This window comes from Psychrosphaera sp. F3M07, assembly GCF_018860345.1.
Lineage (GTDB): Bacteria > Pseudomonadota > Gammaproteobacteria > Enterobacterales > Alteromonadaceae > Psychrosphaera > Psychrosphaera aquimarina.
The window spans coordinates 222,848-235,656 of sequence record NZ_JAHKPJ010000021.1; the positions used below are offsets into that span (position 1 = coordinate 222,848).

Below are 12,809 nucleotides of genomic sequence, written 5' to 3' on the forward strand. Positions count from 1 at the left end.
TAATTTACGTTTATTTAGTGATGAGTAAGGAGATAGTGATAATTTGTTTAACGTAAATTTAATAATGGCGACGAATTAACGTTAATTAAGTTATATCCATTAAAATTTATCAAATTAGAATGGTAAGATCTAAGTTAGATTGAAAATATGAGATCCAAGACTTATGTAATTAACCTTTATAAAGTCAAATGTATTTCAATGACCTAATTAATTGTAAGTAAGAAGAAAAGTAATGAAAATTGACGTTATCCCTGTTACGGCTTTCCAACAAAACTGCAGTATCATCGTATGCACAGAAACTAATAAAGCGGCAATTGTTGATCCCGGTGGTGAAATAGAGCGGATTAAAGCTAGGTTAACAGAGTTAAATGTTGAGCCAGAAAAAATATTAATTACCCATGCGCATATTGATCATGCCGGCGGGACAAAAGATTTGTCAGAAGCATTAAATTTGCCTATAGAAGGACCAGAGTTAGAAGACCAATTTTGGATAGATAAACTAGCAGATCAGTCTCGTATGTTTCAGTTCCCTGAGTCTAAACCTTTTGTGCCTACACGCTGGTTAAAGCACAACGATACGGTAACAGTGGGTAACCTGACTTTTGATGTTAAACATTGTCCTGGACACACTCCAGGCCATGTAATCTTTATCAACCATCAATATAAATTTATTTGGGTAGGGGACGTTTTATTCAAAGGTAGTATGGGCAGAACGGACTTTCCAAGAGGCGATCACCAAACCTTGATTGACTCAATCCATGCAAATTTATTAACCTTACCAGATGATTATCAATTTTTGTCTGGTCACGGTGAAGTTTCCAGTATTGGTTATGAGAGAAATACGAACCCTTACATTCGTTAATGGGTTTACATTACAGGCAATAAAAAAGCAGCTTAATCGCTGCTTTTTTTAACTAGTAACTAGTTATTTTTAAACTCATCACATGCTTTTGTATCTTTACACTCACCATATAAATATAAACTATGGTGGGTTAATTTCACATTGTAACGTTCCGCTACCATAAGTTGGTGTTGTTCAATAACGTCGTCTTCAAACTCAATAACTCTGCCACACTTAAGGCAAACTAAATGATCGTGATGATGTTTATCACTTAATTCAAAAACAGATTTACCGCCTTCAAAGTGATGGCGCGTTACAATACCGGCATCATCAAATTGGTTAAGTACTCTGTATATCGTAGCCAATCCAATTTCTTCATCTTGCTCTAACATTAACTTGTATAAGTCTTCGGCACTGATATGTTCATCAGGAATTGATTTAAGTATCTCCAACACTTTAAGTCGAGGAGAGGTTACTTTTAAACCGGCGTTTTTTAATTGAAGGTCGTTTTCACTCATTTGTAATTTTTCTTATTGTTAAGTTGCAGATGATTATAGGCAAAAAAGCCAATTAATTAAACCATGAGTAAATTAAGGTTATATTACACGTTAATTTACGATAAATTTTTTGATTAAATAGTACTAGCCCATAAATCATATTCATCAGAATGGTCAATGTTGACATTAACTAATTGGCCGGCTTCTAAGTTTGTTTCACCATTTAAGTACACCATACCATCAATTTCAGGTGCGTCCGCAAAAGTTCGACCAATAGCGCCTTCTTCATCAACTTCATCAATTAATACAGACATAGTTTTACCAATTTTAGCTTTTAATTTATTGGTACTAATAGCTTGTTGTTTTTCCATAAAACGAGCATAACGTTCTTCTTTCACATCTTCGTCAACTTGACCTTCAATCTCATTAGCTTTAGCACCTTCAACAGCACTGTATTTAAAACAACCAACACGATCTAGTTGAGCGTCTTCTAACCAATCTAACAACATTTGGAAGTCTTCTTCAGTTTCCCCTGGGAAACCAACAATAAAGGTAGAACGAATAACAATTTCAGGACAGATTTCACGCCATTTGTTGATGCGTTCTAAAACACGTTCTGCTTGACCTGGACGTTTCATCGCTTTAAGGATCTTAGGACTTGCATGCTGAAATGGAATGTCTAAATAAGGCAGTAGTTTGCCTTCAGCCATCAGAGGAATGACTTTATCAACCGACGGGTAAGGGTAAACATAATGTAAACGTACCCACATTCCCATCTCCCCTAATTTTTCACACAAGGTCTTCATGTCTGTTTTAACCGGTGCGCCGTTCCAAAAGTCCATTTTGTGTTTAACGTCAACACCATAAGCACTGGTATCTTGTGAGATAACCAATAACTCTTTAACTCCTGCAGCTTTCAACCGTTCAGCTTCTGATAATACTTCACCAATAGGGCGGCTGACTAAATCCCCTCGCATTGAAGGAATAATGCAGAACGTACATCTGTGGTTACAACCTTCAGATATTTTTAAATAGGCAAAATGTTTTGGTGTTAATTTAACGCCATGATCCGGCACTAAATGTTCAAATGGGTTATGTTCTGGTTTTGGTAAATACTCATGAACCTGATTTAAGACTTCTTCGTAAGCATGTGGGCCAGTTACGGCTAAAACATTTGGATGAATTTCACGAATTTCATCGTCTTTAACACCTAAACAACCCGTTACAATAACTCGACCGTTTTCTTTTAATGCTTCACCAATGGTATCTAGAGATTCTTGTACTGCAGTATCTATAAATCCGCAGGTATTAACGATGACAAGATCGGAATCATTATACGTATTTACTACTTCGTAACCTTCAGTACGTAATTGTGTAAGAATACGCTCTGAGTCCACTAAGTTTTTAGGGCAGCCTAAACTAATGAAACCTATACGACTGCCAAGATCAAAAGACTGACCATCTTTAGCAGCTTGTTCATGCTGTTGTTCGATCACCTTTACCGGTGTTTCTAAAGTGGTGGTTTGTTTTGCTTTTGTTGGGTCGAATTTGTTTACTGTCATTTTGTCTCAATGGCTAAGGCTTTAAAATTGTGCGGATTATACAGTAAACCGAACTATGGTGGTAATAGTAGATATCCCTAAATGGACATTAAATATAAAAACACCGCTGAGGTAGCGGTGTTTTTTATTATGTCTCTAAACTATTAAATAGAATCACTCATATCTAAGGGCTTTTATTGGATTTGCTTTTGCAACACTAACGGAGTTTGTTGTTACGGTAACCCAAGCAATAATCAACGCGCCAATACCGGCAATAGCTGATAATAATAGTATGTAACTATTATCGATACGATATACAAACAATTGTAGCCAATCACTCATTGCCCAATATGCAATTGGCCAAGCGATGATATTTGCAATTATGACAGGTTTACTAAACTGCCATAAGAGTAATTTAACAATATCAAATACCGATGCCCCCATGACTTTTCTTATACCAATTTCTTTTGTTCGGCGGGTCGCCGTAAAATTAGCTAGGCCATATAAGCCAAGACAAGCAATAAAAATAGCTAAGCCAGAAAACGCAGCGAACATTTTGGCTTGGCCTTGTTCGGTTTTATACATATCAGCAACGTCTTGGCGTAAAAATGAATAACTAAACGGTATGTTGGCTATCGCATTGCCCCAAATCGCTTCAACGTTTGCTTTTAATGTATCTGGGTTGCCATTAAACCTGGCTGAAAGAGTATGGCCCCAGGTTGCATTTAAGTTATATATTTCTGGTCTTATGGTTGCGCGTAAGCTTTCAAAATGGACATCATCAACAACACCTATTATCTCCAATTCAGCTTCTAAATTTTCATTAGGGTTTCCTCGGCTAGTAAATATGGATTGCCCTAATGCATCAGAGGCACTGTTGAAACCTAAACGACGGGCTGCAGACGAGTTAATAACTATGGATGACTTTCTATTTGCACCTTCACGTATTTGAGCGGTAGCAAGAGGTGTGTCATTACGTTCTTTTTGATAAGTACGTCCAGCCAACACCTTAATTTCATAAGTAGCAAAGAAGTCATAACCAACACCTCGTTGGCCCATCAATAATGCGTCGTCTTTCGACATACCCGGTAAACGGATCATGGTATTGTTTTGATTGGTGTTACCGGGCGTTTCATTTGACCAAGTGATCGCGGTTACTTGTGGATCTTTGCCGATCTCTTTAACTAGCATATCCAGTTTTTCGCTAACCACATCTAAACCAATGCGGTGTACTAATAGCATATTGTCTTTGTTAAAGCCGGGATTCATTTTATCTGCATATTGCATTTGGCTATAAACCACAGCGGTAGAGATAAACAAGCCAATGGATACCGCAAATTGCATGACTACTAATATGGCTCTTAATTTTACCGAGGCACTAGATTCAGCTGATTTGTTGGCTTTTAATACCGTTGCCGGTCTAAAGTTAGACAATACAAATGCAGGATAAAGCCCACCTAAAATACCAACGATTAATGCCAATCCTGTAATTTGTAACATGTCGGTAGAAGCATAATTGATGACTAACTCTTTATTTAAAACCTCGTTATAAAAAGGCAGTGCAATTTCAACCAAACCGATAGAGATAGCTAATGCAATGAAGGTCACCAATACCGACTCACCTAGAAACTGGAAAATTAAGTTTGAACGAGACGCACCCATTACTTTACGTAATGACACTTCTTTTGATCTTTGACTAGCACGTGCCGTTGATAAGTTCATAAAGTTAATGATGGCGATGATCAATATAAGCAGGGCAATAGCTGAGAAAATAAAGACTCGTGTCGCATTGCCACGTTCAGTCATTTCACCGCTGCCTACCGCATGTAAGTGTAAGTCTTTAATATTCATGGCACTTAAGGTAATAAAGTCAGACGGCTTTGCGTCAGCACCACCTATCGGTAGTTTTGGAAAGTTACGATTTGAAAAATCGTCAAACGTTGCGTTGATATGATCTAAGTCAGACGGTTTTTTAGTTTGAAAATATAGCTGAGCGTTGACTGAAAACCATTGAGCAAAAAGAGAAGTGCGATCAGTCCAGTCATTTTCATCAATTAGCGCCAGCGCTTTAATTGGTAATTGAGTGTTAGATACTGAGTTTTCAATAACCGCGGTTATTTTGTAATCCCGTTTAAAATAGTCGTAATCTAAACTGAGAGTCTTACCTATTGGGTCTTCTTGACCAAAGTATTTGACCGCTAATTCTTTGGTTAATATTAGCGAATGTGGATCGTTTAACGCATTGCTTAAGTCACCAGATAAAGAAGTTAAATCAAACATAGTTAGAAAGTCTTTATCAACCAAGCTAACTGGTTGAATAAAGGTTTCTGCGCCCACTATAATTGCAGGTGAAATACTTGCCACACGAGAGGCTTGAGTTACTTGTGGGTAATCTTTTTTTAATGCATGTATCAATGGCCCTGGAGCAGACACCGCTTTAAATGGGTCGCGCCCTGGAATTTTAAATACAATATGAGAACGGTGTAATGTATCGGCATTTTTCCAGAACGTATCATAGGATAACTCAGACCGAACAAATAAGGTGATCAAGGTAACCGCCGCTAAACCAATAGCTAAGCCTAATATATTGATACTTGAAAACAGCTTGTTGTGGTTGATGTTGCGCCAGCCACTTAATAAATAATTATAAATTAACATGTCAGTATTCCTTAGCTAACAGCTTTTAAGGCAGGCTCTACAACTTGACCATCTAATAAGGTGATAGTGCGAGTGGCAAATTCAGCATGTGCAGGCGAGTGAGTCACCATAACTATGGTCTTACCGTTTGCGTTGAGTTCTTGCAGCATTTCCATGACTTCATGGCCATGCTGAGTATCTAGGTTGCCGGTAGGTTCGTCCGCTAATATCATGCTTTGATCGCCAACCACAGCTCTTGCTACGGCAACACGCTGTTGTTGACCACCAGATAACTGGCTTGGCATGTGATTCGCTCTGTGCGAAATGCCCACTTGTTGCATAACTTTCTCCACTCTTTCTTTACGCTCAGCGCTTGGAATATTGTGATAAAGCAATGCCAGTTCAATATTTTCCCTTACGGTTAATTCATCAATTAAATTAAAACTTTGAAAAATGAAACCAATATTATGCTTTCTAATGTTGGCTAATTTTGCCTCTGAGTAATTCGCTACATCTTCATCATTAAACCAATAATGGCCAGAAGTAGGGCTGTCCAACATACCTATGGTATTTAATAAGGTAGATTTACCACAGCCAGACGGCCCCATAATGGCAATGAATTCACCTTTGTTTATTTCAATGTCGATATTGTTTAATGCTGTTGTTTCAACGTTTTCAGTACGGTAACTCTTAGACAGATTTTGAATTTTTAACATTGTTGTTATTCCTTATTAATTATCTTTAGTAATTTTTATTTGTTCTATGTCGGTATAAGGTTGGTAGGTTGAGCTAATAAAATGCTCACCTGACGTTAAGCCTGATAACACTTCAATAAATTGATTATTTTTACGGCCAAGTTTGATGTTGCGGCGACTTGCCGTATTGGTATTTTTGTTGATTACAAATAACCAATGTCCGCCTGTGTCTTGATAAAACGAACCATTTGGTATTAACAAGGTGTTAACAGGTTCACCTAAACTAAACTTGGTAGGCATCGCTTGACCGCGGCGAATATTTTCAGGTTGGACTTGATCAAATTGAAGATCGACTCTAAATGTGCCGTTGACAATTTGAGGGTAAATTTTGCTGACACTAAGTTGATAGGTGGTGCCATTTTGTTCTGTGCTTGCTAGTTGCCCAATTGATACACGGCCAAGATAAAACTCGTCTATATTGGCTTCTAATTTAAAGGCTGAGGGTTCATCAATTTGCCCAATTCGTTCACCACGGCTAATTGATTGACCAATTTCTAAATCAAAACCTGAAAGCTTACCGTTAACTGGCGCTTTCATATTAAGGTTATCTATATTTTCTCGTGCAAACTCCAAGCTTTGCTCTAAACGCCCCCCCGATAAGGTTAAAAACTTAAGTTGGTGTTCTTGCATGAGGGCATCTGTTTTTTGGCTTTCTAGCGTGATTTGTTTGCGTTGTTTGTAGTAATCAAGCAGGTCTGTTGTTTGTTCAAGTGCGCTTAAGGTCAGATTGCCTGCGGCTAATGCGCTTTGCTCTCTGGTCAGTTGTCGATTAAGTTTTTTAATTTCGTATTCAATTTCAATTAAGTTACGTTTGTGATTTAAGCGGTTTTGCTCCAACGACAACTCAATGGTACGCATATTATTTAATTGCTCAGTCACTGCGGCTTCATTACGCATGACTTCTAGTTGCAATTGTGTATTTGATAACACAACAATAGGTTGACCTGCTTTTAACAAAGTACCGTCATCCACTAATATTTTTTCAACTCTTCCCCCCTCAACAGCATCTAAATATACTGTTTTAAGAGGAACAACTCGGCTGCGTACAGGAATGTAATCCTCGAAAATGCCAGTGGTAACAGTATCTGTTGTAATATCACTACTTGATACAGAAATTGATTTACCGATATTGGTGGGTTGGTTTGTATAGTAGAAAACAGCCATAGCTATAATAACTATGGTAATAAAGTAGACTTTCCAATTTGTATTCTTAACTTCAATTTGTTTATCCATTGCGGTACCAGAATTGGCTTTATTAGGTGTTGTTAGATGTGGTTTATCCATGAATATCTCGTAGTTTTACAATTTATTGTCCAATTGCAGTGGTTGTGCCAATAGTTATCTTCCTGATTTGTAAGGAATTATCTAGGTTTTTATTGTGGGGTAATAATATGAAACCTATCCATTGGTCTAGTTAACCAATTAATTTGGTTATTTTGACCACTTTAGTAATAAGCAATAAATTTATATGTCTAATCGCGGTAAATAAGTTATACGCCGTTGAATAGTTGCGTATTTTTAGTTCAGCGTGGTTTAATGTTAACAACTGAATTTAAGGAAATTTGTTATGACGTCAAAGCACATCATTTATGCTTGTATTATCACGTTAGGGTTTAGCTCTTGGGTTTCATCGAAAGAAACGATTGACACAAAAACAGCGGTTAAACCTATTGAACTTAAGAAAATAATGTCAGATCCAAAGTGGATCAGTAACTCACCGCAAAATGCATCTTGGCTTGCAGGTTCAAATGAAATTGTATTTCAACAAAATAAAGAAGTAGGGGAGTTAAAAGATACATTTAAATTAAATATCAACAACTTAGAAACTGAACAAGTAAAGTTAACTAATTTGTATCAAGTTAAACAAGATGATTTGGTTTTTAGTCCAAACTCTGAACTTGCAGCGTATGTTTACGAAAATGATATTTACTTACTGCATATGACTGGTGAGAATAAATTGGTACAACTCACTAAAACCTCAGCTCGAGAATCTTCACCTCAATTTATTGGTGACCGTGTATTAAGTTACTGGGCTGGGAATACAATATTCGCCATAGATTTAAACACAAATTTAACATCTGAATTGATAAAACTACAAATGTCAGAGGCACCAAAAGAACCAAGTGTACCTGATGACATCATCGCAAAAGAACAACATGAATTAATCGATTATGTCGTGAACCAACACAAAAACTCATTAGAAAAATTTAATCATAAGAAGTTGGTTAAACAAAATGATAATCGAGTAACTAACAGCTCAGTCTATTTAGGTAGTGGTCAACGTTTTGTCCAAGGGAGTTTATCGCCTAAAGGAGATCGTATGTTGGTTGTGACGAGTAAATCCGTACCATGGCGAGCTGAAAGTGACTTAATGCCTAATTACATTGCACATAATGGTCGTATCCAATTTGACCAAGTTAGACCACGTGTTGCAGATGCTAAACCTAATCAACAAAACTATTGGCTAATTGATGTTAAAAGCAAACAAGTCGATAAGTTATCGATAGATGTATTGCCTGACTTTGATAAAGATGTACTTAAATCGGTCAGAATTGAAAACTTTCGTGAGAAAGGCGAAAAATACAAAAGTAAAAGAGAACCAAGAACAATCAATTTAATGTCAGATTGGACCTGGTCACAAAGTCCTATTCAATGGCATAACAACGGCGAACAAGTTGCAGTAATGTTAGAAGCTTGGGATAACAAAGATCGCTGGATAGCAACTGTTGATTTAGAAGATAAAAAATTTGTAACACAACATCAATTACATGACGATGCATGGATAAATTATACCTTTAATGATTTTGGTTGGTTTAACCACTCTGAAACGTTATATTTTCAATCAGAGCAATCGGGATATTCTCATATATATACCAAGGCGCTTAGTTCAAACAAAATTAAACAAATAACCGCAGGTAAGTACGAAACGTCGAAAGTTAAGTTAACTAAAAACGATAAAACATTTTATTTTAGAGCTAACGTCAATCACCCAGGTGATTATCAAATTTATCGGGTAAGTGCTTACGATAAAAAAGTAAAAAATCCAATTGCCATCACTCAGCTTAAAGGTGACAACAACTACAGCTTGAGTCCAGATGAATCTAAATTACTAATTACCCATTCAAACTTATTAACACCAGAAGAGTTATACCTGACCAACGCGGATGGCAGCACTGATATGGTAAGACTAACCAATACCGTATCTGATGAATTTAACAATATGCCTTGGACGAAACCTGAAATTATAGAGGTGGACTCTTCATACACAGATCAACCTGTCTACGCCAAAGTGTATTATCCTGCCGATTATAAAGCGGGAGAAAAACGTAAAGCCGTTATCTTCAATCATGGAGCCGGTTACCTACAAAATAGTCATTATGGCTGGTCTGGGTATTTTAGAGAGTTTATGTTCCACAGTATGTTAGCTCAACAAGGTTATGTTGTTATGGATATGGACTACCGAGCTTCTAAAGGATATGGCCGAGATTGGCGCACGGCGATATATCGTCAAATGGGAACACCAGAAATTCAAGATTTAAAAGACGGTGTAAATTGGTTAGTAGAAAATGCCAATGTTGATAGAGAACGAATTGGCACTTACGGAGGCTCATACGGTGGTTTCATGACCTTTATGGCCATGTTTAATGAACCTGAGCTGTTTAAAGCTGGCGCTGCATTAAGACCAGTTTCTGATTGGGCTCATTATAATGACGGTTATACGTCTAATATTTTAAACAGACCAGAAGATGACATGATTGCATATCGTAAAAGCTCACCAATTTACTTTGCTGAAGGACTTAAGAACCCGTTGTTAATCAATGCCCCTATGGTAGATAACAATGTCTTTTTTGTTGATGTAGTGCGCTTGGTACAACGTATGATTGAATTAGAATTAGAAAACTTTGAAACCGCTATTTACCCAGTAGAGCCACATGGTTTTAAACAACCGTCGAGTTGGTTAGATGAATATCGTCGTATTTATAAATTATTTGAAACCAATCTTTAATCATAAATAAAGTGTGAAAGGCCTGTTACTACAGGCCTTTTTTATTTATTCAATGTTTGTTAGTTCTATAAACATAGAGGTAAGTGAATCCCATGATTAGGCCAACAATACAACCAATTAGATGAGCTTCAACTGCGACACCAGCTTGAATGAGCTCTTCAGTATATTTTGTCGGGCCAATTATCATTTCATATAAAACTTTTGCTAATACCCCGATTAATAATAACCAACCTGTTTTATCGTGTCTTTTTATATCAATAACCCCGCCATAAACGATTAAGCTATGCAGGATGCCTGATAAGCCAGCATAACTCCTGTATTCGGCAAAGAACAATAAACCGATGCCAACCAGGAGTAAACTGCTTAACACAGCTAGAGTGTAATGTTTGGTATCGTAATACTCGCCATGTAACGCCCAAATCAATACGATACCTGCCATGTTTAACAACACATGGTTAAAATTGGTGTGTAACACCTGACCAGTAATAATTCGCCAAACTTCTCCCTTTTCTATATCCGTTGGAATAAAGCCTAGCCATTGCATACTAAGAGGTTTAGTTACTTCAAGTAACAACATGATGACGATAAGAAAAAGCGGGGCAATAAGATATTGTTTTTGTGTTGGAAAACCTAACATTGTTATCCTTTGGATATAGTGAAAATTAAACTGTGTTTTAATTTGTCATGTTGTTAATATTGCTTCAATTAATTAGAAAATGAAGTCAATTATTTATGCGCGTATTTAGTCTTATTTTGCTGTTGTTTGCAACTCAAGTATATAGCAATGAAGCATCAAGAGCTGTTCCAGAGGCTTTTACTGGCCTTAACTATACCAAAGCCAGTTATTCTAAAAATACTATGGTTAGTGCAGCCAACCCTCATGCTGTTAACGCAGGTAATAAAATGTTGATAGAAGGTGGTAATGCTATAGATGCTGCTATCGCGATTCAACTCGTACTTACCTTAGTTGAACCTCAATCTTCTGGTATAGGAGGAGGTGCGTTCTTAATGTGGTTTGATGGTAAAACTAAACAAATCAAAAGTTATGATGGTCGTGAAACTGCTCCTATGAGTGCGACACCTGAATTGTTTTTAAATGCACAAGGTAAACCCGTTAAATGGATCGATGCCGTTATCGGTGGCCGTTCTGTTGGTACTCCTGGTGTGTTAAACATGTTGTGGAATTTACATCAACAACAAGGGAAATTACCTTGGAAAGCCTTATTTGAACCCGCAATTGAACTTGCTGAAGATGGTTTTATTGTTAGCCCTAGGTTAGCCAAGTTAGTGCAGATGCGGTTTAATCCCGGTATCGAAAAGCTACAAACGGTTCGCGAATATTTTTTTCCAAATGGTAAACCAATTCAAGAAGGACAACTGCTTGTTAACAAAGCGTATGCAAACACATTAAAACGTATTGCTGAAAATGGCGTTGAGGAGTTTTATCAAGGTGACACAGCCAAACATATTGTTGATGCCGTACAACAGTCTGAGTTAGCGCCAGGTAAGTTGTCTTTAGCAGACTTAAAAAGTTACCAATCAAAAGAACGTCCTGCGGTATGTACTCAATACCAAGCAGAGACAGGTAATTATGATGTTTGTAGCATGGGACCACCAAGTTCTGGTGGTTTGACGGTATTGCAGATCTTGAAGTTATTAGAACCGTTTCAATTAACCGAACATAAAGTTGATAGTGCAGAGACCGTGCATTTGTATAGCCAAGCGGCAAAATTGGCATTTGCCGATAGAAATAAATACTTGGCGGACAGTGATTTTGTCGAAGTGCCTGTTGCAGGATTTCTAAATCAAGAGTACTTAACCAACAGACGATTATTAATGTCACAGAACAAAGATTTAGGCAAAGCAACCGCGGGCAAAATTGATTCACAGCAGTTGGCTGAAAACACATCTATAGCTCAACCTAATACCAGTCACATATCAATCGTGGATAAATTTGGTAATGCATTGTCCATGACAACAAGTATTGAAATGGGTTTTGGCTCTACGGTAATGGTTGATGGTTTTTTATTAAATAATCAATTAACTGACTTTTCTTTAAACCCAATAAAAAATGGAAAGCTGGTGGCGAATCGTGTGGAAGGTGGGAAACGCCCACGTAGCTCAATGACACCTGTGATTGTTTTAAAAGACGGAGAAGTATTTGCGGTATTGGGCTCACCGGGTGGCAGTCGCATTATTAATTACGTAGGTTATGCACTTATTGGTTTATTAGATTATGGTATGGATATGCAAGAGGTTGTCAATTTGCCTAGAGTGTCAAACCGTAATGGAGCCACCTCATTAGAAAAAAATACAAAGTTAGATCTGATTAAACCTGAATTAGAAAAACTTGGACACAAAGTTAATATGGTTGAAATGACGTCGGGTATTCATGGGATCATGAAAACTAAAAAAGGCTGGCAAGGTGCTGCAGACCCAAGACGTGAAGGGACAGCGATTGGTTTATAGTAAAACGCTAAATCCGTTAACATGGTAAGGAGACCCTTCCTTACCATGCTTTAAAAAAATCCT

General features: G+C 37.3%; 9 protein-coding genes. 3 read left to right on the forward strand and 6 right to left on the reverse strand.

Annotated elements, in window-relative coordinates; translation table 11 throughout:
- The first annotated feature begins 232 nt into the window (after nt 1-232).
- The gene (locus KO505_RS11765; RefSeq protein WP_216055642.1) at nt 233-862 is read left to right on the forward strand and encodes an MBL fold metallo-hydrolase; all 630 of its coding nucleotides are present in this window, start codon (nt 233-235) and stop codon (nt 860-862) included.
- 59 nt (nt 863-921) lie between these two features.
- Here KO505_RS11765 and fur read toward each other — a convergent pair whose 3' ends face one another.
- From fur to KO505_RS11790, 5 genes are all read right to left on the reverse strand, one after another.
- Nucleotides 922-1,359, reverse strand: a complete 438-nt coding sequence (gene fur / locus KO505_RS11770) for a ferric iron uptake transcriptional regulator (RefSeq protein WP_216055643.1) — start codon at nt 1,357-1,359, stop codon at nt 922-924.
- A 113-nt stretch (nt 1,360-1,472) separates the two neighbouring features.
- The gene (gene rimO / locus KO505_RS11775; protein WP_216055644.1) at nt 1,473-2,900 is read right to left on the reverse strand and encodes a 30S ribosomal protein S12 methylthiotransferase RimO; all 1,428 of its coding nucleotides are present in this window, start codon (nt 2,898-2,900) and stop codon (nt 1,473-1,475) included.
- A gap of 153 nt (nt 2,901-3,053) precedes the next feature.
- Complete coding sequence (locus tag KO505_RS11780; protein WP_216055645.1) at nt 3,054-5,537, reverse strand: ABC transporter permease; 2,484 nt, start codon at nt 5,535-5,537, stop codon at nt 3,054-3,056.
- A gap of 11 nt (nt 5,538-5,548) precedes the next feature.
- Nucleotides 5,549-6,232: an ABC transporter ATP-binding protein gene (locus KO505_RS11785; RefSeq protein WP_216055646.1), complete on the reverse strand. Its 684-nt coding sequence runs from the start codon at nt 6,230-6,232 to the stop codon at nt 5,549-5,551.
- A gap of 15 nt (nt 6,233-6,247) precedes the next feature.
- Nucleotides 6,248-7,555 (reverse strand): efflux RND transporter periplasmic adaptor subunit, encoded by a 1,308-nt coding sequence (locus KO505_RS11790; protein ID WP_216055647.1) that lies wholly within the window; start codon nt 7,553-7,555, stop codon nt 6,248-6,250.
- A gap of 283 nt (nt 7,556-7,838) precedes the next feature.
- Between KO505_RS11790 and KO505_RS11795 the strand changes: the two genes are divergently transcribed.
- On the forward strand, nt 7,839-10,277 hold the full coding sequence (locus KO505_RS11795) for a prolyl oligopeptidase family serine peptidase (protein WP_216055648.1): 2,439 nt from the start codon (nt 7,839-7,841) through the stop codon (nt 10,275-10,277).
- A 49-nt stretch (nt 10,278-10,326) separates the two neighbouring features.
- Here KO505_RS11795 and rrtA read toward each other — a convergent pair whose 3' ends face one another.
- Nucleotides 10,327-10,914 carry a rhombosortase gene (gene rrtA, locus KO505_RS11800; protein ID WP_216055649.1) on the reverse strand — a complete coding sequence of 196 codons (588 nt, stop codon included), beginning with the start codon at nt 10,912-10,914 and terminating at the stop codon, nt 10,327-10,329.
- Nucleotides 10,915-11,009: 95 nt separating this feature from the next.
- Here rrtA and ggt point away from each other — a divergent pair, with 95 nt between their 5' ends.
- Nucleotides 11,010-12,746, forward strand: a complete 1,737-nt coding sequence (gene ggt, locus KO505_RS11805; protein WP_216055650.1) for a gamma-glutamyltransferase — start codon at nt 11,010-11,012, stop codon at nt 12,744-12,746.
- Nucleotides 12,747-12,809: the final 63 nt, after the last annotated feature.

What these genes read in the sequence shown, in the direction of transcription:
- KO505_RS11765 (WP_216055642.1), top strand. Translation starts at nt 233, where the DNA reads ATGAAAATTGACGTTATCCCTGTTACGGCTTTCCAACAAAACTGCAGT.
- fur (WP_216055643.1), bottom strand. Translation starts at nt 1,359, where the DNA reads ATGAGTGAAAACGACCTTCAATTAAAAAACGCCGGTTTAAAAGTAACC.
- rimO (WP_216055644.1), bottom strand. Translation starts at nt 2,900, where the DNA reads ATGACAGTAAACAAATTCGACCCAACAAAAGCAAAACAAACCACCACT.
- KO505_RS11780 (WP_216055645.1), bottom strand. Translation starts at nt 5,537, where the DNA reads ATGTTAATTTATAATTATTTATTAAGTGGCTGGCGCAACATCAACCAC.
- KO505_RS11785 (WP_216055646.1), bottom strand. Translation starts at nt 6,232, where the DNA reads ATGTTAAAAATTCAAAATCTGTCTAAGAGTTACCGTACTGAAAACGTT.
- KO505_RS11790 (WP_216055647.1), bottom strand. Translation starts at nt 7,555, where the DNA reads ATGGATAAACCACATCTAACAACACCTAATAAAGCCAATTCTGGTACC.
- KO505_RS11795 (WP_216055648.1), top strand. Translation starts at nt 7,839, where the DNA reads ATGACGTCAAAGCACATCATTTATGCTTGTATTATCACGTTAGGGTTT.
- rrtA (WP_216055649.1), bottom strand. Translation starts at nt 10,914, where the DNA reads ATGTTAGGTTTTCCAACACAAAAACAATATCTTATTGCCCCGCTTTTT.
- ggt (WP_216055650.1), top strand. Translation starts at nt 11,010, where the DNA reads ATGCGCGTATTTAGTCTTATTTTGCTGTTGTTTGCAACTCAAGTATAT.